We start from the raw sequence: 19,956 nt of genomic DNA, 5'->3' as shown, positions 1-19,956 counted from the left end.
GCCGATAAGGGGCGCGGATGATCAAGGTCGCCAGCTATAACATGCGGAAGTCGATCGGCACCGACCGACGACGCCGACCGGAGAGGACGCTCGAGGTACTGCTCGAGGTCGACGCCGATGTGATCGCGCTGCAAGAAGCCGATCGCCGCTTCGGCGCGCGCGAGGCCGTGCTTGCGCAGCACATGCTCGCCGAACACAGCCCATGGAAGCCGGTGCATTTCGGAATGCGCGCCCGCTCGATGGGTTGGCACGGCAACGCCCTGCTGGTCCGCAAGGACGCCGAGATCCTCGGTTGCGCGGCACTCCATTTGCCCACGCTCGAGCCGCGCGGCGCGGTGATGGCAGACCTTCGCATCCAGGGGCAGCCGCTCCGCGTCCTCGGCATGCACCTTGATCTGTCCGGCCTGTGGCGGCGGCGGCAGGCGCATGCGATCCTCACGCAGCTCGCCGATCTACCGCCGATGCCGACAGTGATGATGGGCGACCTCAACGAGTGGAGCGCGGAGCGTGGCTGCCTGCGCGATTTTGCCCAGCATTTCGCCTTCGCCCCTACCGGCAAGAGCTTCCATGCCCGCCGCCCGATGGCGCGACTGGACCGGATCATGGCCTCGCCCGATCTGGCGTTCGGTGACGCCGGGGTCCATGTAAGTCTGGCGGCGCGGACGGCTTCCGATCACCTGCCGGTCTGGGCGGAGGTGCGGCACCGCTGATGCAGGAAGGGCAGGAAAAGGAACTGCGGCTGGCGCTGGTCTGCTATGGCGGGATCAGCCTGGCGGTCTACATGCACGGCATCACCAAGGAGGTATGGCATCTCGCCCGCGCCAGTTGCGCGGAGCGCGAAGGCACGCCGCTCCACAGCGTCTATCGCGACCTGCTCGAGGAGATTCGCGAGCGCAGCGGGCTCAGCCTGCGGGTGCTGGTCGATATCCTCTCGGGCGCCAGCGCCGGCGGGATCAACGCCGTGTTCCTCGCCCAGGCGATCGCCACCGGGCAGTCGCTGGATCCGCTGACCGCGATGTGGCTGGACTATGCCGATGTCGACGCGCTGCTCGCGCCCAGCCAGGGCCCGTCGCATCGCTTCGCCAAGGTCTGGGCCAAGCCGATCGCCTGGATGGTCTCGAACCGTTCGCAGACCATCGACGAGACGGTGGAAGCCGGCGCCCGCGCGGAAGTGCGGGAGAAGCTGGAACGCTTCGTCCGCTCGCGCTGGTTCGAACCGCCCTTCGGTGGCGCGCAACTGCTCCATACGCTGATGAATGCGTTTGACGCGATGGCGAAGGGACCTGCCGAGCGCCGGCTGCTGCCCGATGGCCAGCCGCTCGACCTGTTCGTCACCGCCACCGATTTCCGGGGTCATGCGGAAACCCTGCGGCTCAACACCCCGCCGGAGGTGACGGAGACCGAACATCGCCTGGTCTTCGGCTTCAGCGATCATGGCCGGGGGACCGGCGTCGCACACCCCGCCGCCCTCGCCTTCGCCGCGCGGGCGACGTCCAGCTTCCCGGGCGCCTTCCCGCCGCTGATGGTGGAAGAGCTCGACACGGTGCTGGCAGACCGCGGCGAAACCTGGCCCGGGCGGGATGCCTTTCTCCAGCGCGCGCTGCCCGAGCAATGGGCGGAAAGCCGCGCGGAAAAGGCCGTGCTGATCGACGGGTCGGTACTCGCCAACGCGCCTTTCGGCCCGGCCATGGCGGCGCTGCGAGAGCGCCCTGCCCGCCGCCAGGTCGATCGGCGGTTCGTGTTCCTCGATCCCACGCCGGACATGCGCTTCGACTTCTACGGTCCGCGGCAGGAGCGCCCCGGCTTCTTCTCCACGATCATCGGGGCCCTTTCGGAGTTGCCGCGCAAGCAGCCCATCCGAGACAATCTCGACGTTATCGCCGATCGTTCGGATCGCATCGAGCGCATGCTCGCCATCGTCACCGAAATCCGGGCGGAGGTGGAGGCACAGGTCGAGTCGCTGTTTGGCTATACGCTGTGGCTGGATTACCCCACGCCCAAGCGCCTCGCGGCCTGGCGCAAGCGCGCCCAGGTCGCCGCGGCCGCCAAGGCCGGCTATGGCCATACCGCCTATGCCCTGCTCAAGGTCGATGCCGCGATCGACCGGACCGCAAGGCTGCTCCAGTCGCTGAGCGGCCAGCAGGATGGCCAGCGGCTCCGCACACTGGCGCGCCAGTTGCGGGATACCGTCCGCGCCAGGGGCGCCGACCGCTTCGGAGCCGCGCTGCCCGGCGGCGCGTCGCCCGAGGCGCTCGATTTCCTGCGCGGCCATGACCTTGGTTTCCGCATTCGCCGCCTGCGCCTGCTCGCACGGCGTCTTGCGGAACTGGAGCATTCGGCTCCGCGCGGCGCGATGCGGCCGATGCGGGACGCGATCTACGGCGCGCTCGCCGCCTATCTCGAGCTCAAGCGCTCGGACACCTTTGCCGACATGCGGGATCGGGCGGGCGAAGATCGCGGCACCCTGCTCGACGTCCTTGCGGAACGGATGCAGTTGCGCACGCTCGATCGCCAGACCGACGAGGTGCTCTCGGCCGGGTTCAGCGCGCTGTCGAAGGAGCTTCGGCGGCCGATGCTGCTCGCCTATCTCGGCTTTCCTTTCTTCGACATCGCGACGCTGCCCCTGCTCCAGGGCGAGGGGATGGACGAATTCGATCCGATCCGCGTCGACCGCATCTCGCCGGAGGATGCCAGGGCGATCCGCACCGGCGGCGTCGCAGCGATGCTGAAGGGGAACCAGTTCAACAATTTCGGCGCGTTCTTCAGCCGTGCGTACCGCGAGAACGACTATCTCTGGGGCCGCTTGAACGGCGCGGACCGGCTGATCGACATCGTCCTCTCCACGCTCGATCCGGAGGGCCGGCCGGACGCGGGGCATGTTGCCGCGCTCAAGCGCCGGGCCTTCCTTGCGATCCTCGACGAAGAGGAGCCCAGCCTCCATGCGATCCCGGGCCTGATCGCCGAGTTACGCAGCGAAATCGGCTGAGCCTTGGCAAGCGGGCCTGCTCGGGCCTAGAAGGCCGCTCAGGGTTTGTCAGGAAGGGAGCGGAATGCGGTTTCTGAAGGTGCTGTTGTGGCTCCTGCTCGGCGGCGTGATCGCCGGGTTCGTGATCTACAATGGCGAGCAGCGCGTGAGCATCCAGCTTTGGGGCGGCCTCGTCGCCGATATCAGCCTGCCGCTTTTGCTGATTGTCGTGTTCCTCGCGGGCTTCCTGCCGATGCTGGTTGCCTATCAGACGCTGCGCTGGCGGATGCGCCAGCGCTTCGCGGGGCTTGAGCGGGCACTGGCCGACCTGCGCGCCATTCCGGCCACGCCGGCACCGCGTTTCGAGCCGGTGACGGAAACGCCCGCGATCGAGGAGCCGCACGCATGAGCAGCCGGATCTATGTCGCGCTCGACACGCCGGAGCTGGAAAAGGCCAAGGCGCTTGCCCAGAAGGTCCGGCACCATGTCGGCGGGATCAAGCTTGGCCTCGAATTCTTCATGGCGAACGGCCGCCACGGGGTGCACGAGATGGCGGAGATCGGGGTGCCGATCTTCCTCGACCTCAAGTTCCACGACATCCCCAACACGGTCGCCAAGGCAATCCAGGCGCTGCGGCCCCTCAACCCGGCGATCCTCACTGTCCATGCCGCCGGCGGCCGGGCGATGCTGGAAGACGCGAAGGCAGCGGCGCCCGAGGGCACCAAGGTCGTCGCGGTAACGATGCTGACCAGCCTCGACGGCGACGACATGACCTCGATCGGCCTGAGGCCCGATCCGCACGAGCAGGTGATGCGGCTCGCCGAACTGGCCCGCTCGGCGGGCGTGGACGGCATCGTCTGCTCCGGCGAAGAGGTGAAGGCGGCGCATGCGGCATGGAAGGACGGCTTCTTCGTCATTCCCGGCGTGCGCCCCGCCGACGCCCATGTCGGCGACCAGAAGCGCGTGGTGACGCCGCGCAGCGCGGTGGACGCGGGTGCCTCGATCCTCGTGATCGGCCGCCCGATCACCCAGGCGAGCGATCCCGACCAGGCTGCCCGCGCAATCGCAGCGACGCTTTGACACGGCATTAGCGTTTCTCGTTCAAACGACGGGAAACGCTTCCGGAATTCTCATGCCTCTCGCCATTCGCCCTGCCAACCGTGCGGACCTGCCCGCGCTCCATCCCGTCATCGAACGCGCCTATCGCGGCGAGACCGCGCGCCAGGGCTGGACACATGAGGCCGATCTGATCGAGGGGCCGCGCACCGATCTGGAAACCTTGACCGCGATCGTCGAGGACCCGACGCAGGTGCTGCTGAGCGCCTGGGAAGGCGACGTGGCGATCGGCTGCGTCAATGTCGCCGATCGCGGCGGCGGCATCGCCTATCTGGGCCTGCTCTGCATCGATCCGCTTCGTCAGGCCGCCGGCCTCGGCCGCCAGCTGATCGCGGCCGCCGAGGTTCATGCGCGCAGCGTGTTCGGCTGTACGCGGATCGAGATGACGGTGATCGAAGAGCGCCGCAAGCTGATCGATTACTATGTCCGTCGCGGCTATGCAGAGACGGGCGAGCGCCGCGATTTTCCGATCCCGCTCGATCCGCCCCTGTTCATGACGGTGCTGGCCAAGCCGCTGGTCTAGCGCCTACAGGGCGCCCATGCCCGCAACCGCGAAAATCTGTGGCCTGTCCACCCCCGAGACCCTCGATGCCGCCATCGCCGGCGGGGCGAGCCATATCGGCTTCGTCTTCTTCCCGCCCAGCCCGCGCCATCTGTCGTTCGAGAAGGCGCAAGGGCTGGCCGCGCGCGTGCCGGAGCAGGTTGCGCGTGTCGGCGTGTTCGTCGATCCCGATGACGGCATGCTCGACGCCGCCATTGCTGCGGGACGGCTGAACGTGATCCAGCTCCACAAGGTGACCCCCGAACGCGCCGCCGCAGTAAAGGCGCGAACGAGCCGCGAGACCTGGGTGGCGCTTGCGGTGAAGACCCGCGCCGACCTTGTGCCCGCTGCCGGGTTCCGCGGCGCCGCCGACCGCCTGCTCTATGATGCCAAGGCGCCGGAAGGTGCGAAGGTACCCGGCGGCACCGGCTTGCGTTTCGACTGGGGTCTGCTCGACGGCTTCGCGCATCCCCTGCCCTGGACCCTCTCCGGCGGGCTGGACGCAGGCAATGTCGGCGAGGCCGTGCGGGTGACCGGGGCTACGCTGGTGGATGTCTCTTCGGGCATTGAGACGGCACCGGGCATCAAGGATGTGGACAAGATCGCCGCTTTCCTTAAAGCCGTGGGCCGATCATGAACGCACCAAACTCCTTCCGCGCCCAGCCCGACGACCGCGGGCATTTCGGCCAGTTCGGCGGGCGCTTCGTCGCCGAGACGCTGATGCCGCTGGTTCTCGACCTGGAGCGCGAATACACCGCCGCCAAGGCCGATCCCGCCTTCCAGGCCGAGTTCGACGACCTGCTCGAACATTATGTCGGCCGCCCCAGCCCGCTCTATTACGCCGAGCGGCTGACCGACGCCCTGCGCGAGAACGCGCCCGAGGGCATGGGCGCCGAGATCTGGTTCAAGCGCGACGAGCTCAACCACACCGGCGCGCACAAGATCAACAATTGCATCGGCCAGATCCTGCTCGCCCGTCGCATGGGCAAGACGCGGATCATCGCCGAGACCGGCGCTGGCCAGCACGGCGTGGCCACCGCCACCGTCTGCGCGCGCTTCGGCCTGCCTTGCGTGATCTACATGGGCGCAACCGATGTGGCGCGGCAGCAGCCCAACGTGTTCCGCATGAAGCTGCTCGGTGCCGAGGTGGTGCCGGTGACCAGCGGCGCGGCGACGCTCAAGGATGCGATGAACGAAGGCCTGCGCGACTGGGTCGCCAATGTGGAGGACACCTTCTACATCATCGGCACCGCCGCCGGTCCGCACCCCTATCCGGAGCTGGTCCGCGATTTCCAGTCGGTGATCGGCCGCGAGGCGCGCGAGCAGATGCTCAAGCGTACCGGCAAGCTGCCCGACCTGCTGGTCGCCGCGATCGGCGGCGGGTCGAACGCGATCGGCCTGTTCCACCCGTTCCTCGACGATGCCGACGTCCAGATGCTGGGCGTAGAGGCGGCGGGCGAAGGGCTGGAGAAGCGCCACGCCGCCAGCCTCGCCGGCGGATCGCCGGGCATCCTCCACGGCAACCGCACCTATCTGCTGCAGGACGAGGACGGCCAGATCACCGAGGCGCACTCGATCTCGGCCGGTCTCGACTATCCGGGCATCGGCCCCGAGCATGCCTGGCTGCGCGACATCGGCCGCGTCGACTATACCTCGGTGACGGACACGGAGGCGCTGGATGCCTTCCAGCTGCTCTGCCGCACCGAGGGCATCATCCCGGCGCTCGAACCAAGCCACGCGATCGCCGCGGTGGCTAAGGTCGCCCGCACGATGCCGCGCGACAAGGTGATCCTCGCCAATTTGTGCGGCCGCGGGGACAAGGACATCTTCACGGTGGCCGAGGCGCTGGGAGTGCAGATGTGACCCGGCTCGCCAATGCCTTTGCCCGCGCCGCCGAACAGGGCCGCGCCGCACTGGTGACCTTCGTCACCGCCGGCGATCCCGCGCCGAACGCCACCGCGGCGATCCTCGACGCGCTCGTCGCGGGCGGCGCCGACGTGATCGAGCTCGGCATGCCGTTCACCGATCCGATGGCCGATGGCCCCGCGATCCAGGCGGCGAACCTGCGCAGCCTAGCCGCCGGCACCACCACTGCCGACGTGCTCGCCATCGCCACCGCGTTCCGCGCGCGTCACCCCGACGTGCCGCTGGTGCTGATGGGCTATGCCAACCCGATGACGCGCCGCGGGCCGGAATGGTTCGCGACCGCCGCGCGCGATGCAGGCGTGGACGGCGTGATCTGCGTCGACATTCCCGCAGAGGAAGACGACAGCCTCGGCGAAGCGCTCCGCGCCGCCGGCATCGGCAATGTCCGCCTCGCCACCCCGACCACCGACGCGGCGCGGCTGCCGGCGGTGCTGGAGGGCGCGTCGGGGTTCCTCTACTACGTCTCGGTCGCCGGGATCACCGGCCTGCAGCAGGCCGCCACGGCGTCGATCGAAGCCGCAGTCGCACGCCTCAAGGCAGCCACCGACCTGCCGATCGCGGTGGGCTTCGGCGTCCGCACCCCCGAACAGGCCGCCGCCATCGGCCGCGTCGCGGACGGCGTGGTCGTCGGCTCCGCGATCGTCGAGCTGGTCGGGCGCCACGGCGCGGATGCGGCAGAGCCCGTCCGTGCCTATATCGATACGCTGAAGACGGCGCTGGTCGCCGCACGCAAGGAAGTCGCATGAGCTGGATTTCGCGCGTTCGTAACGCGCTCGCCTATGTTACCACCCGGGGCGAAGAGAGCCCGGACAATCTCTGGCACAAGTGCAAGGGATGCGGGCAGATGGTGTTCATGAAGGAGTTCGAGGACAATCAGAATGTTTGTCCGCACTGCGACTATCATGACCGGATCGGCGCGACGAAGCGCTTCGAGCAATTGTTCGACGACGGCGCCTTCAAGCTGCTGCCGAGCCCCAAGGTCGCCGAGGACCCGCTGAAGTTCCGCGATTCCAAGCCCTATACGGCGCGGATCAAGGCGGCGCGGGCGAGCACCGGCGAGCAGGACGCCTTCCAGAACGCCAGCGGTACGATCCACGGCCACAAGGCCGTGATCGGCGTGCAGGATTTCGCCTTCATGGGCGGATCGATGGGCCAGGCTGTGGGCGAGGCGTTCATCGCCGGCGTCGAGCAAGCGATTGCGGCGCGTGCGCCGTACATCGTGTTCACCGCTTCAGGCGGCGCGCGCATGCAGGAAGGCATTCTCAGCCTGATGCAGATGCCGCGCACCACCGTGGCGATCGAGATGCTGCACGATGCGGGCCTGCCCTATATCGTGGTGCTGACCGACCCGACCTCGGGCGGCGTGATGGCAGCCTATGCCATGCTGGGCGACGTCCAGATCGCCGAGCCGGGTGCCACCCTCGCCTTCACCGGCCGCCGCGTGATCGAGAACACGATCCGCGAGAAGCTGCCCGACGATTTCCAGACCAGCGAATATTATCGCGATCACGGCCTCGTCGACATGGTCACGCACCGCAAGGAGCTGCGCGACACGCTGGGCCAGCTGATCGGCCTGCTGTGCGAGGCGCGCGCGGCGGCGTAATCCCGTGCTCTGGCCCCTCCCCTTCAGGCGCATCAGGTCTGTGCTGCCCCCCCCGGGCAGCACCTGAACAGCGCGGGGCGCTGATCCCCTGATGCGGGTTGGGGTGGGGCCGTGTCTCACCGAGACCAACGATCGTTCTGGAATCCCTCCACCCCAACCCCTCCTCCAAGGAGGAGGGGCTTGACTCAAAAGCGCCATGCCCGACTTCGCTCGCTCCACCGATGCCGCCGTGCAGGCCCAGCTCGACCGGCTGACCCTGCTCTCCCCCGGCGCAGATATTCTCGGCCTCGATCGGATCACCCGGCTGCTGGAGCGCGTCGGCAATCCGCATCTCCGCCTGCCGCCAGTGCTGCATGTCGCCGGCACCAACGGCAAGGGGTCGACCTGTGCCTTCCTGCGCGCAGCGCTGGAGGCAGCAGGCTTGCGCGTCCATGTCTATTCCAGCCCCCATCTGGTTCGCTTCAACGAGCGCATCCGCCTTGCCGGCACGCTGATCGACGATGCCGCGCTCGCGCCGCTTCTGGCCGAAGTGCTCGACGCGGGCGGCGACATCGGCGCCAGCTTCTTCGAAGTCACCACCGCCGCCGCCTTCCTGGCTTTCGCCCGCACGCCCGCCAATGCCTGCGTGATCGAGGTCGGCCTGGGCGGGAGGCTGGATGCCACGAACGTGGTTTCCGCGCCGATCGCCACCGGCATCGCCCAGCTCGGCATCGACCATCAGGCATTCCTCGGCGACACGCTGCCGCAGATCGCCCGCGAAAAGGCCGGCATCGCCAAGCCCGGCGTGCCCTTGGTGACGATGCGCTATGAGCCCGAGATCGCGGAGGTGGTTGCCGCGGCCGGGGTGCCGGTACTCGCACAAGGCACCGCCTGGGACTATTCGCTGGAGGGCGACCGCCTCACCTATCGCGACGCGAAGGGGATGCTGGAGACTCCGCTGCCAGCACTGTCCGGGCCGCATCAGCCGGGCAACCTCGCCCTCGCGATCGCGATGCTGCGGCATCAGGACGCGCTGACCATCCCCGACACCGCGTTTGCCGGCGCAGCGATCGGTGCGCGGTGGCCGGCACGGATGCAGCGCCTCGGGGATGGTCCGCTCACCGCGCTGCTGCCCAATGGAACGCCGGTCTGGCTCGACGGCGGCCACAACGCCGCCGCCGGCGCTGCGATCGCCGGCACCGTCGCCGAAGTTGCGCACGAGCGGCCCTGCCACCTCGTGCTCGGCATGCTCGCCAACAAGGATCCGGAAGGGCTGCTCGCGCCCCTCGCCTCCCGGCTGGCGAGCGTGACCGCGGTGCCGATCCCGGGCCATGCCCATCATGCACCTGCCGAACTCGCCACCCGCGTGCAGCGGCTCGGCGTGCCGGTGGTCAAGACGGCCGCGGACGTGCCGGCCGCACTCCGTGCCATCGCCGACGGGCTCGGCGCTGCCGCACCGGGCGCAGTCCTCATCCTGGGCTCGCTCTATCTCGCAGGGGTCGTGCTCGAAGCCAATGGCGAACTGCCCGACTGAGCGCACATCGTGGCTTATTGCGATTGACTATTAATAACAGAATGCGATGATCTCCCCGACGCCCATCGGGAGAATCGCATGCAGCCGTCCGTCCAGACCCTCGTCACTGCCCTGCCCCAACTTCAGCCCGAGGATCCGGGCGTGCGGCTGCTGCTGTTCGGCGTTCGCCAGACCGGCGCCAATGGGCTGCACGACGCGAGCACCGCGCACGCCTTCCTGGTTGCATTCGGCAAGGCCTTCCGCCGCCCGCTGATGCTGCTGCGAACGCTGATGCACGAGATGTCGGGCATGGCGACCGGCCCGGTGCAGATCGCCCCCTGGTGCTGCCCGCGCATGACCGCGTCCGAAGCCGCGCTGGTCGGCGCGCTCGGCAAGGTCCGCACAAACCCGGAAGCCGCCGCCCTGCTCCTCGCCGACCTGATTGGCGTCCGCGACGCGACCGGCCTGCTGCCGACCGCCCACGCGCTGGCCCAGAGCTTCGCCGATCTCGCGCTGCCGCTGGAGCCGTGAGCCCCTAGCGGTCCTGCCCGGCGCTGCCGATCGAGCGGTCGACGAGGCCGCTGCGCATCATCCACCAGTAGAGCGCCACGCCGGGCAGCGCGATGACGGTGGTGAACAGGTAGAAGTTCACATAGCCCATCGCTTCGATCAGGCTGCCCGCTGTCGTGCCGGTGATGAACCGGCCGACGATGCTCGCGCCCGCCGAGATCAATGCATATTGGGCGGCGGTGAAACGCAAGTCCGTCAGCGCGGAGAAATAGGCGATCACCACCACGCCGCCGATGCCGCTGGCGATGTTCTCGAAACCGATCGAGCCTGCCATGCCAATGTTGGAGTGCCCCGCCGCAGCCAGCGCCGCGAAGCTGAGGTTGGAGACCGCCATCAGCACCAGGCTGAGCATCACCGATCGCTTCATCCCCATTCGCGCGTAAAGCACGCCGCCCAGAAAGATGCCGAGCATATAGGCCAGGAAGCCAAGCGAGACGTCGTAGAAGGCAATCTCGTCGTTCGAGAACCCAAGGTCGTTGAACAGCAGGCGGAAGGTGAGGTTCGCCAGGGTGTCGCCGATCTTGTGAACCAGGATGAACAGCAGCACGATCAGCGCGCCTTCGCGGGCGAAGAACTGGACGAACGGCCTCCAGATCCCCGCCGCCACGGTGGCGATGCTGCGGCGTTCGGCGGGGGCGCGGTGACGTTCGGGTTCACCAACGATCAGGCCGGTGAGGATCGCGGGCAGCGCGAAAACGGCGCAGGCGGCATAGCCCGCCGTCCAACCGGCCTGCCCGGCCACCACCAGCGCGATGGCCCCGGCCGCCACCGAGCCGATCCGCCAGCCATATTGCGACATGCCCGAGCCATAGCCGAGCTCGTGCGGCTGCAGCACTTCGATGCGATACCCGTCGATCACGATGTCATAGGTTGCCCCAGCCGCACCCATCAGCACTGCGGCGGTCACGGTCGGCCAGATGTTCCCCGGATCGGGGACGACCAGTGCGAGGTTCACCGTCGCCGCGACCACCAGCACGCCCGCCACGATCAGCCAGGAGACGCGCTGACCCAGCCGCCCGAGCAACGGGATCGGCACGCTGTCGACGATCCACGCCCAGAGGAACTTGAAGTTGTAGACGAGGATCGCGAGCGTGAAGGCGGTGACGGTCGACTTGTCGATGCCGGTCTGGGCCAGTCGCGTGGTGAGCGTCGCCCCGATCATCGCGAAGGGGAAGCCGGAGGACACGCCGAGCGCGAATGACGCGAGCGGGCCCTTTGCGAAATAGGGTCGCACGCCGTCCGGGAGTTCCGCCCGCCAGTCCGCGGGCGCGGCGGCGCGCGCTAGCAGGAATGCTGCGAAGAGCGCCGCAAGCGCCACGCCGCTGCCCGATGCGAGCGACACCGTGGCCCCGGCAAGCGACTTGGGCGGCGAAAAGAGCGTGAACAGCACGGCGAGGGCCAGCAGGGCGGCACCGACCAGGCTGCCCGCGACGATCAGGCTTGCCCCGCCCCGCCTGCGCCAGGCGATACTCAGCACCAGCGTCGCGGCAAGCGCGAGCAGGCCCAGAAGGAACGTCATCGACGGGGCGAGCGTCGCCGAACCGTTGGTCCAGCCCGTAGCGAACCCGAAGCCGGGAACCGCCGTGCCGCCGACACGGATCCAGGGAACCGCCAGCAGCGCGAGGCTGCCCGCCAGGGCCAGCTGGGCGAGGACATGGAAGATGCTGGCGCGATCGTTCGCGGCGATGGGGGCTTGTTGGTTCGGCATGGAGGCGCGAAACTAGCCGAAAATTCGGGAGAGGATAGCCATGAACGCACCGACGCACGGCCAGCGCGCGCTGGCGGGGATGCTGGCGCAGGGCGGCGATACGGGTGCAGGCCCGATCAGCCATGTCGATGCGGGCGTCTACACCAGTCCCGAACGCTTCGCCGCCGAGCGGGCGCGGATCTTCGACCGGGCGCCGCTGGTGCTGGCTCCATCGGCGCTGCTGCCGGAACCCGGCATGGCGGTGCCGCATGACGGCTTTGGCAAGCCGCTACTGATTACCCGCGACAAGCAGGGCCAGGTGCATGTCTTCCTCAACGTCTGCCGGCATCGCGGCACGCGACTCGTCGAGGGTTGCGCGGCGACAAGCGTCCCCCGGCTCGTGTGCCCCTACCACGCCTGGAGCTACGCGCTTGACGGCCGCCTCGCAGGACTGCCGCGCGCCGAGGCGTTCCCGGGCCTCGACAAGGCCGACTTCGCACTCCGCCGCCTGCCCGCCCACGAGGCCGGCGGCCTGATCTGGTTCGCCTTCCACGAGGCCGCCGACTTCACCCATGCAAACACGCTGGCGCAGGACTTCGCAGCGTTCGATCTAGCCGGCCAGCATTGCTTCCGCAGACGTACCCACCGCGTGCCTGCCAACTGGAAGCTGGTCATGGATGCCTTCCTCGAAAGCTATCACATCCAGCGCCTCCATGCCGGCAGCATCGCGCCCTTCTTTCAGGACGGCATCTCCGCCGCCGACCGCATCGGCCCCCATCAGCGCTCCGCCGTCGGCCGCGCCGCCAGCATCGCCGCGCTCGAGTCGCACGACTGGCCCACCCTGCGCGGCGCGATCACCTATACCTACCAGATGTTCCCTGGCGCGGTGCTGGCGGTGAGCCCCGACTATATCAACCTGATGGTGCTGATGCCGCAGGCAGTCGACGAGGTGCTGGTCGAGGATTTCATGCTGATCCCCGAAGCCCCCGCTACCGAGAAGGCGCGCGATCATTGGGAGCGCAGCTGGGAGCTGCTCGACGGCGGCGTCTTCGCGTCGGAGGATTTCCGCGCCTGTGCGCTCGCCCAGCAGGGGCTGGAGGCCGGAGCAATCGATCGCGTCACGCTCGGCAATCTCGAACAGGGGGTCCGCGTTTTCCACGATGCAGTCGATGCGTGGGTTTCGTGCGACGATGCGTCTGCAATCGGTGCGACTCGCCCCTTCGGTCAGGCTTCTGTTCAGGAAGAGGTGCTATAACACCGGCGTCGTACAAAGGAGTTCGCCATGTCCCGTACCCGCACCCGCGCCGCCGTTGCCCCCAAGCAGGCTTCGCCGTTGGAAACGGTCGCGCATCTGGCGGTATTCGCCTCGGTGTTCGCCTGGGCCGGCGTGGTCGTCTCGCTCTTCGTCCGCTGATCGGCGTCAGTCGCCGAGGAACAGGTTGAAGCTGCCGGGCAGGCGCCGAGGCACCTTGCCGCCTTCCAGCACGGCTTCGATGGCGTCGATCGCGAGCAGAAGATCACGCTGCGCATAGGGCTTGGAGAGGCATCCTGCCGCTAGCGCACGCGCGTCTGCCGGGCAAGCGCCGGTGACGAACAGCACCGGCACCCCGCGGCCAAAGGCGGTGCGCGCAACTTCCACCCCGCTGCCGTCGGCGAGGTTGATGTCGGCCAGCACGAGGTCGAGGGGCTCTTCGCCATCCACGATCCGGGTAGCGTCCGCCACCGAATCGACCGTCGCCACGATCGTGAAGCCCGACTCGCGCAGGAAGTGTTCGGTATCGAATGCCACCAGCGGCTCGTCCTCCACGACGAGTAGATGTTCGATCCGCCGCTTCTTCTTACCGAACAACATCCCGTTTGGGCCCCCGAATCAATCGCTTGGCAAAGCCCGTAACGCGCGAGTCACGAACTGGCACCGTATAAATTTTTGCCTGTCCCGCCATTATCGCTATAGCGCTGCGGTGTCTGACTCCAAGCCTATGAAAACCGCCGGTACGCCGCAGCGTATCGCCAAGCTCCTCGCCCGTGCCGGCATCGCCTCGCGGCGCGAGATCGAGCGGATGATCGCCGAGGGGCGCGTCGCCCTGAACGGCGTCACGCTCGATACACCTGCAACCATCCTCACCTCGCTTCACGGCGTCACCGTCGACGGCGACCCCGTGGCGGCAGCAACGCCGGCGCGGCTGTTCCGCTATCACAAGGCGGCGGGCCTGCTGACGGCCGAGCGGGACTTCACCGGCCGCCCCACCATCTATGATCGCATGCCGGAAGGCCTGCCGCGGGTGATGCCGGTCGGGCGACTCGACCTCAATACCGAAGGGCTGCTGCTGCTCACCACTGATGGCGAGCTGAAGCGCGAGATGGAATTGCCGGCGAGCGGCGTCGAGCGCACCTACCGCGCCCGCGCCTATGGCCAGGTGAGCCAGGAACAGCTCGAGGACCTGATGCTCGGCATCGAGATCGAGGGCGTTCGCTACGGGCCGATCAACGCCAATATCGAACGACGCACCGGCGCCAATCTCTGGATCGAGATGACGCTGACCGAGGGCAAGAACCGCGAAGTCCGCCGCGTGCTGGAGTATCTGGGCCTTCAGGTCAGCCGCCTGATCCGCACCCGCTACGGCCCCTTCTACCTGAACGACCTGCCGGCCGGCGACGTCGACGAGATCCGCCAGGCCGACCTGATCACCTTCCGCACGGTGCTCGGCAAGGCCGGCGGCGGCAAGGCGGCGTCGAACCTGCAGTTCGCGACACGCCAGCGCGTGGTGGAGCCGGTGGAGAAGCCGGCGAAGGTGGAGCCCGAAGGCCGCCGCCGCCTGCCCAAGCCGGCACCCGTGGCGAAGGGCCCGGTGTTCACTGCCCGCGCCACGCCCAAGGCCAAGCCGAAGGACGGCGAGGAACGGCCGCGCACCGGCGGGCGGCTCGGCGTGCGCGAAGGCACCGAGGGCGGAGTCGGCAAGCCCGCGCGTGCCGCCCGCGCCAAGTCCTTCCGCGATACCCGCGAGCCGCGTGCCGGCGAGCTGGTCGATCGCCCGCGGGGCCGTCGCGACGCGCGCGGCGAACAGGGCGCCGAACGCCCCCGCACGGCGCGGGACAGCGACCGGACCTGGTCGCGCGGCGGCGAAAGCGGCGAGCGCACGCGTACCGGCGGGCCGTCGCGGTTCGGCGGGGCGGACGGCGATCGTCCACGCGGTCCGCGCACGGCGCGCCCTGGAGCCGAGTCGCCCGACCGGGGTCGCACGCAGCGGCCCTCCCGGTTTGGCGGAGACGATACCGAGCGGCCGCGCGGTCCGCGGACAGCACGCCCTGGAGCCGAGTCGCCCGACCGGGGTCGCACACAGCGGCCCTCCCGGTTTGGCGGAGACGAGATCGAGCGGCCACGCGGTCCACGGGCAGCGCGTCCGGGCGGCGACTCGCCCGAACGTAGCCGCGCGCCCCGTCCCCCGCGGTTCGGCGGAGAGGAAAGCGAGCGGCCGCGCGGGCCGCGGACGGGAAGACCTGGCGGCAACACCACGTCGGACCGTCCCCGTACTCCACGGCCTCGTGGCGGCGGTGATCGTCCGCAGCGTCCCGGCGGTCCCGGCCGTCCGCCGCGGGGGCGCGGCTGATGCGGATCATCGCTGGAGAATGGCGCGGCCGTCCGCTGGCCGCCCCGAAGGGTGACACCACCCGGCCGACCGCCGACCGCACCCGTGAGGCGCTGTTTTCCATGCTGGCCTCGCGGCTCGGCAGCTTCGAGGAATTGGCCGTCGGTGACTTCTTCGCCGGCTCGGGCGCGCTCGGGCTGGAAGCGCTGTCACGCGGCGCCGCCTCGTGCCTGTTCGTCGAGCAGGATCGTGCCGCGCTGGATGCGCTCAAGGCCAACATCGCCAAGCTCGGGGCCAAGGGCACGGATGTGCGGCCCGGTTCGGTGATGGCGCTGGGCCCCGCCCGCGCGCCGCTCGACCTGATCCTGATGGACCCACCCTATGGCACCGGCGCCGGCATCGTCGCGCTGGACAAGCTGGCCCGGCTCGGCTGGACCGGCCCGGGGACCTGGATCAGCATCGAGACGGGGAAAACCGAGGATGTCGAGCTCGCCGGCTTCGTGGTCGATGCCGATCGCGTCTACGGCAAGGCGAAGCTGACCCTGCTCCGCCCGGAATGATCCCGGAGCAGGGCATGGAGGGTGTCCCGCCTGCCCTGCTCCATGCCTGGTTGGCGGGCAGGTCGCTCGCCCGCGGCCTCCCGGCACCGATGGCGGATCGCGGAGGCTACCGAGTCGATACCCGCTCCGACAGCGAATATTGTCGCTGGGTCTTCGCCGCGCCGCATCCGGAGCTCTCCGCGCTGGCCCGCGAAGTCGATCGGCCGGGGCGGCTGATCAAATTGTGCGGGGAAGACGAGGCGCTGCGCCGACTGCTTCCCGATGGCTGGCAGATCCACGCGCCCGCCTTCTTCATGCAGGCCGGAAGCTGGCCCACGGCGCGATCGCTTCCGGCGGGCTATCGGTGCGAGACGTCGGTAGCGGGGCCGGTCTGCCGTGTCGCCATCCTCGGCCCGGGCGGCACCCTGGCCGCCTCGGGCTACGCAGCGGAGACCAGCGAAGCGTTCGTCTTCGATCGGATTGTCACCGCGCCGGCACATCAGCGGCGAGGATTGGGCGCAGGCGTGATGGCAGCACTGCGCGCGATGCGTACGCGCGACGACGCCCCAGAACTGCTCGTGGCAACCGAAGAAGGACGATGCCTTTACCAGCACCTCGGCTGGCGGGTGCTCTCGCCCTATGCGACCGCCGCGCTCCCGCCGGTCTAGCGCCGGCGGGTGAGCGACAGCCCGATCAGGCTCAGCCCGGCGGCACCGGCGAGGTACCAGCCGACCATCCCGATGCCGCCGCGCTGGACCAGCGTCTCCGCGATCAGCGGGGTGAGCCCGCCGCCGAGGATGCCGCCCAGGTTGAAGGTCACCGAAACGCCCGTGTAGCGCACCTGCGCCGGGAACAGGCTGGGAAGCCATCCCCCGAGCGGCCCATAGACGAAGCCCATCACGAACAGACCGGCGCCAAGCCACAGGAACACGGCCGCCAGCGATCCCGGCACCAGCAGTGCCGGCATGGCGAGGCCGAGCGGCACCATGCCGATGCAGCCGAGTGCGAGGACCAGCGTCGCGCCGCGCTTGTCGGCCAGCCAGCCGGCCACCCCGATGCCCAGCGCCATGAACAGGATCGCCGCGAGTTCGGCGCCCAGAAACGCCGCCCGCGGGTAGCCGAGCGTCTTGGTGCCGAAGCCGATCGCGAACAGCGTCGCGACATAGAACAGCGCGAAGCAGGCGACCGTGCCCAGCGTTCCGGCCAGCGTCGCGCCGAGGTGCTCGCGCACCAGCACGCCCAGCGGCACCTGCGGCGGCGGGGCATGTTCGGCAGCCTCGACGAAGGCGGGCGTCTCGGCGATGCGCAGCCGCACCCAGAGGCCCAGGCCGACCAGCGCCGCGCTCGCCAGGAACGGCAGGCGCCAGCCCCACTCGCGGAAGGCGTCGTCGGTTAGGAAGGCACCGAGCAGCAGGAACAGGCCGTTCGCCGCGATGAACCCCACGGGTGCGCCGAGCGGCGGGAAGCTGCCATAGCGATAAGCCCAGCCCTTGGGCGCATATTCCACCGCCAGCAGGCTCGCCCCGCCCCACTCGCCCCCCAGGCCCAGTCCTTGGCCGAAGCGCAACAGGCAGAGCAGCAAGGGCGCGACCCAGCCGATCATCGCATGGCCGGGCAGACAGCCGATCAGCACGGTGGAAAGCCCCATCAGCATCAGGGAGGCGACCAGCGTCGACTTGCGCCCCAGCCGGTCCCCGAAATGGCCAAACACCAGCCCGCCGAGCGGCCGCGCGAAGAAGGCAACGCTGAAGCTCGCATAGGCCGCCACCTGCTGCAGCCATGGTTCCTGCGCCGGGAAGAACAGCGGCCCGAAGACCAGCGCCGTCGCGGTCGCATAGATGTAGAAGTCGTAGAATTCGACCGACGTCCCCACCAGGCTCGCAAACAGGATGCGGCGGTGCGACGCAGGCGCGGCGGCATTGGACATGTGCGCGGCTCCTCCCGCCGCCTCCCTCGGGCCAGCCGCCGCGCGGGTCAAGCCGCGTTCAGCAGAGCGACAGTTTCGGCACGGTATCGACCGTCCTCACTCGCAGCACCGGAAATAGGGAGTCGGGATATGCGCGAATCGCCGATAAAGCGTGTGGTCTATGCGGCCTTTTTCAGCCTGCTCGCAGGCGTGCTGGTCGCGGCCTACAACCCCGTGGAGCATGTGAAGGCCGATCTCCGCGCCGATACAAGCGGGGTCAAAGCCGGGCTGCACCTCGCTGTCCACGATCTGCTGCGCGGCTGATACGAAAAGGGCGGGACCTTCGCCCCGCCCTTTCGCAATTGCTGCAGCGGCCGCTTACAGGCCGAAGATACGCACCGCGTTGAGCATCAGCCAATACAGGCCGCCGGACAGCAGCATCGCGGCGGGCAGCGTCATCAGCCAGGCCAGCGCCATGTTGCGGATGGTTCGGAACTGCAGCCCGGCGCCGCTGCCGACCGATGCACCGGCAACGCCCGAAGACAGGATGTGGGTGGTCGAGACGGGAACGCCGAGATGATCCGCGCCCATGATCGTCGCGGCGGCAACGATTTCGGCCGCGGCGCCCATGCCATAGGTCATGTGCTGCTTGCCGATCTTCTCGCCGACGGTCACGACGATGCGCTTCCACCCGATCATGGTGCCGAGCCCCAGCGCGATCGCGACGACGATCTTCACCCAGAGCGGAATGAAGCGCGTGCCGCCCTCCAGATCGTCCTGGTAGGCCTTCAGCGTGGCCCGCTCGGCCGGTGCGAAGCCCTCCGGCTTCTTGGTGGCGAGGCGGGTGGTGTCGAGCACCAGGTACATGTCGTTCCGCACGTTCGAGCTCGCGCTCGCCGGCACCTTGCTCAGCGAACCATAGCCGGAGACCTGATCGATAAGGTTGGTCGACAGTGCTTCGAGCGCGGCATAGACCTTGGGGCCCTCTGCCTTGCGGTGCTGGAGCGCGTCGGTGAGCGTCGCGCGCGCATCGACCGGATTCATGCTCAGGCCGTTGCTGCGCGCGTGAAACACTGCATGGGCGGCATGTGACGTCTGGACGAATGCCGCGGTCGCGCTCGCCGGAAGCGTGCGGTTCAGCGCATAGGCGGTGGGCGCGCAGCCGATCAGGATGAGCATGATCAGCCCCATGCCCTTCTGGCCGTCGTTCGAGCCGTGGAAGAACGAGACCGCCGTGCAGGTACCGATCAGAAGCGCGCGGATACCACGCGGCGGCGGCGTGTTGCCCGCGGGGGCCTGGAACAGCTGCGGCCGCTTGCGGAACAGCACGCGCATCACCAGCAGCAGCAGCAGCGCGCCGGCAAAGCCGAGCAGCGGGCTCCAGAGCAGAGCGGAGAATACCTTGGTCGCCTGGCTCCAGTCGACGCCGGCAGTGCCACCACGCGAGCCGCCGAGGATCAGCTGGTTGGCGAGGCCCACGCCGAGCACCGATCCGATCAGTGCATGGCTCGAGGAATTGGGCAGGCCGACATACCAGGTGGCGAGGTTCCAGAGCACTGCCGCAAACAGCAGTGCGAAGATCATCGAGAAGCCCGCCGCGGAGCCGACGTTGAGGATGAGGTCCACCGGCAGCAGCGTGATGATCGCATAGGCAACCGCGCCGCTGGACAGCATCACGCCCAGGAAATTGAAGAAGCCGGACCACACCACGGCGAGCTGTGCGGGCATCGAGTTGGTGTAGATGACCGTCGCGACAGCGTTGGCAGTGTCATGAAAGCCGTTCACGAACTCGAACGCGAGCGCGATGACCAGCGCGAGCCCGAGAAACGCGAAGACGCCCAGCGCCATCTGTTCTCCCGCCGCGCGCGTATCGACCAGGATGCTCCAGCCCGCAAAGGCCAGTCCGCCGACCAGCATGGCTGCAAAGAGCAGCTTGGCCAGGGGGTGCGTTTTTTCGTTGAATCGAGGACTTCGCGGCAACTCTGCCGTGGTCGAAGCCTGTTCCATTGCGAGCGTCGCCATGA

The 19,956-nt window shown here is 68.7% G+C and carries 21 protein-coding genes; 17 read left to right on the top strand and 4 right to left on the bottom strand.

The genetic code is table 11. From position 1 onward, the window contains the following. Positions 1–17 precede the first annotated feature (17 nt). The 11 genes from V7E00_RS07050 to V7E00_RS07000 all read left to right on the top strand — a co-directional run bounded on the left by V7E00_RS07050 (position 18) and on the right by V7E00_RS07000 (position 10,174). Positions 18–710, top strand: a complete 693-nt coding sequence (locus tag V7E00_RS07050; RefSeq protein ID WP_333571932.1) for an endonuclease/exonuclease/phosphatase family protein — start codon at positions 18–20, stop codon at positions 708–710. Next, positions 710–2,986 (top strand): patatin-like protein, encoded by a 2,277-nt coding sequence (locus tag V7E00_RS07045; protein WP_333571931.1) that lies wholly within the window; start codon positions 710–712, stop codon positions 2,984–2,986. Before V7E00_RS07050 ends, V7E00_RS07045 begins: the two co-directional genes overlap by 1 nt. Positions 2,987–3,050: 64 nt before the next feature. Beyond that, positions 3,051–3,374: a LapA family protein gene (locus tag V7E00_RS07040; RefSeq protein WP_333571930.1), complete on the top strand. Its 324-nt coding sequence runs from the start codon at positions 3,051–3,053 to the stop codon at positions 3,372–3,374. After that, the gene (gene pyrF / locus V7E00_RS07035) at positions 3,371–4,045 is read left to right on the top strand and encodes an orotidine-5'-phosphate decarboxylase (protein WP_333571929.1); all 675 of its coding nucleotides are present in this window, start codon (positions 3,371–3,373) and stop codon (positions 4,043–4,045) included. Before V7E00_RS07040 ends, pyrF begins: the two co-directional genes overlap by 4 nt. Before the next feature lie 52 nt (positions 4,046–4,097). Beyond that, the gene (locus V7E00_RS07030) at positions 4,098–4,604 is read left to right on the top strand and encodes a GNAT family N-acetyltransferase (RefSeq protein WP_333571928.1); all 507 of its coding nucleotides are present in this window, start codon (positions 4,098–4,100) and stop codon (positions 4,602–4,604) included. Between the two features lie 16 nt (positions 4,605–4,620). Next, positions 4,621–5,259, top strand: a complete 639-nt coding sequence (locus tag V7E00_RS07025) for a phosphoribosylanthranilate isomerase (RefSeq protein WP_333571927.1) — start codon at positions 4,621–4,623, stop codon at positions 5,257–5,259. Beyond that, positions 5,256–6,485 (top strand): tryptophan synthase subunit beta, encoded by a 1,230-nt coding sequence (trpB, locus tag V7E00_RS07020; RefSeq protein ID WP_333571926.1) that lies wholly within the window; start codon positions 5,256–5,258, stop codon positions 6,483–6,485. Before V7E00_RS07025 ends, trpB begins: the two co-directional genes overlap by 4 nt. Then, complete coding sequence (trpA, locus tag V7E00_RS07015; protein ID WP_333571925.1) at positions 6,482–7,294, top strand: tryptophan synthase subunit alpha; 813 nt, start codon at positions 6,482–6,484, stop codon at positions 7,292–7,294. The genes trpB and trpA overlap by 4 nt, the downstream gene beginning before the upstream one ends. Beyond that, on the top strand, positions 7,291–8,151 hold the full coding sequence (accD, locus tag V7E00_RS07010) for an acetyl-CoA carboxylase, carboxyltransferase subunit beta (RefSeq protein WP_333571924.1): 861 nt from the start codon (positions 7,291–7,293) through the stop codon (positions 8,149–8,151). The genes trpA and accD overlap by 4 nt, the downstream gene beginning before the upstream one ends. A 196-nt stretch (positions 8,152–8,347) precedes the next feature. Beyond that, the gene (locus V7E00_RS07005; protein ID WP_333571923.1) at positions 8,348–9,664 is read left to right on the top strand and encodes a bifunctional folylpolyglutamate synthase/dihydrofolate synthase; all 1,317 of its coding nucleotides are present in this window, start codon (positions 8,348–8,350) and stop codon (positions 9,662–9,664) included. Between the two features lie 78 nt (positions 9,665–9,742). Next, positions 9,743–10,174: a hypothetical protein gene (locus V7E00_RS07000; protein ID WP_333571922.1), complete on the top strand. Its 432-nt coding sequence runs from the start codon at positions 9,743–9,745 to the stop codon at positions 10,172–10,174. 4 nt (positions 10,175–10,178) lie between these two features. On the opposite strand, the gene V7E00_RS06995 is transcribed toward V7E00_RS07000, so the two are convergent. After that, positions 10,179–11,501 carry an MFS transporter gene (locus V7E00_RS06995; RefSeq protein ID WP_333572393.1) on the bottom strand — a complete coding sequence of 441 codons (1,323 nt, stop codon included), beginning with the start codon at positions 11,499–11,501 and terminating at the stop codon, positions 10,179–10,181. Positions 11,502–11,961: 460 nt separating this feature from the next. On the opposite strand from V7E00_RS06995, the gene V7E00_RS06990 reads away from it, so the two are divergent. Together V7E00_RS06990 and V7E00_RS06985 are read left to right on the top strand one after the other, a co-directional pair. Then, a complete protein-coding gene (locus V7E00_RS06990) occupies positions 11,962–13,155 on the top strand; it encodes an aromatic ring-hydroxylating oxygenase subunit alpha (RefSeq protein WP_333571921.1) in 1,194 nt (397 codons plus the stop codon). A gap of 27 nt (positions 13,156–13,182) precedes the next feature. Continuing rightward, entirely contained in the window at positions 13,183–13,314 is a 132-nt protein-coding gene (locus tag V7E00_RS06985; protein WP_333571920.1) for a hypothetical protein, read from the top strand. Positions 13,315–13,320: 6 nt separating this feature from the next. Here the strand turns inward: V7E00_RS06985 and V7E00_RS06980 are convergent, their stop codons facing one another. Beyond that, on the bottom strand, positions 13,321–13,752 hold the full coding sequence (locus V7E00_RS06980) for a response regulator (protein ID WP_333571919.1): 432 nt from the start codon (positions 13,750–13,752) through the stop codon (positions 13,321–13,323). 109 nt (positions 13,753–13,861) lie between these two features. Between V7E00_RS06980 and V7E00_RS06975 the strand changes: the two genes are divergently transcribed. The 3 genes from V7E00_RS06975 to V7E00_RS06965 are packed head-to-tail and all read left to right on the top strand — an operon-like array spanning position 13,862 to position 16,694. Further along, positions 13,862–15,508, top strand: a complete 1,647-nt coding sequence (locus V7E00_RS06975; RefSeq protein ID WP_333571918.1) for a pseudouridine synthase — start codon at positions 13,862–13,864, stop codon at positions 15,506–15,508. Further along, entirely contained in the window at positions 15,508–16,047 is a 540-nt protein-coding gene (gene rsmD, locus V7E00_RS06970; RefSeq protein ID WP_333571917.1) for a 16S rRNA (guanine(966)-N(2))-methyltransferase RsmD, read from the top strand. Before V7E00_RS06975 ends, rsmD begins: the two co-directional genes overlap by 1 nt. Before the next feature lie 14 nt (positions 16,048–16,061). Then, positions 16,062–16,694, top strand: coding sequence for a GNAT family N-acetyltransferase (locus V7E00_RS06965; RefSeq protein WP_333571916.1), 633 nt, complete (start codon positions 16,062–16,064; stop codon positions 16,692–16,694). Here V7E00_RS06965 and V7E00_RS06960 read toward each other — a convergent pair. Then, positions 16,691–17,953, bottom strand: coding sequence for an MFS transporter (locus V7E00_RS06960; protein WP_333571915.1), 1,263 nt, complete (start codon positions 17,951–17,953; stop codon positions 16,691–16,693). The genes V7E00_RS06965 and V7E00_RS06960 overlap by 4 nt on opposite strands. Positions 17,954–18,082: 129 nt before the next feature. Here V7E00_RS06960 and V7E00_RS06955 point away from each other — a divergent pair, with 129 nt between their 5' ends. Further along, the gene (locus tag V7E00_RS06955) at positions 18,083–18,256 is read left to right on the top strand and encodes a hypothetical protein (protein WP_169804434.1); all 174 of its coding nucleotides are present in this window, start codon (positions 18,083–18,085) and stop codon (positions 18,254–18,256) included. A 54-nt stretch (positions 18,257–18,310) separates the two neighbouring features. Here V7E00_RS06955 and V7E00_RS06950 read toward each other — a convergent pair whose 3' ends face one another. Further along, entirely contained in the window at positions 18,311–19,954 is a 1,644-nt protein-coding gene (locus tag V7E00_RS06950; protein ID WP_443019152.1) for an inorganic phosphate transporter, read from the bottom strand. Positions 19,955–19,956: the final 2 nt, after the last annotated feature.

The organism is Sphingomonas sp., from assembly GCF_036731925.1.
Classification (GTDB): Bacteria; Pseudomonadota; Alphaproteobacteria; order Sphingomonadales; family Sphingomonadaceae; genus Sphingomonas.
Note: the sequence above shows the minus strand (reverse complement) of the source record. Positions and strands in the feature narration are given on the sequence as shown.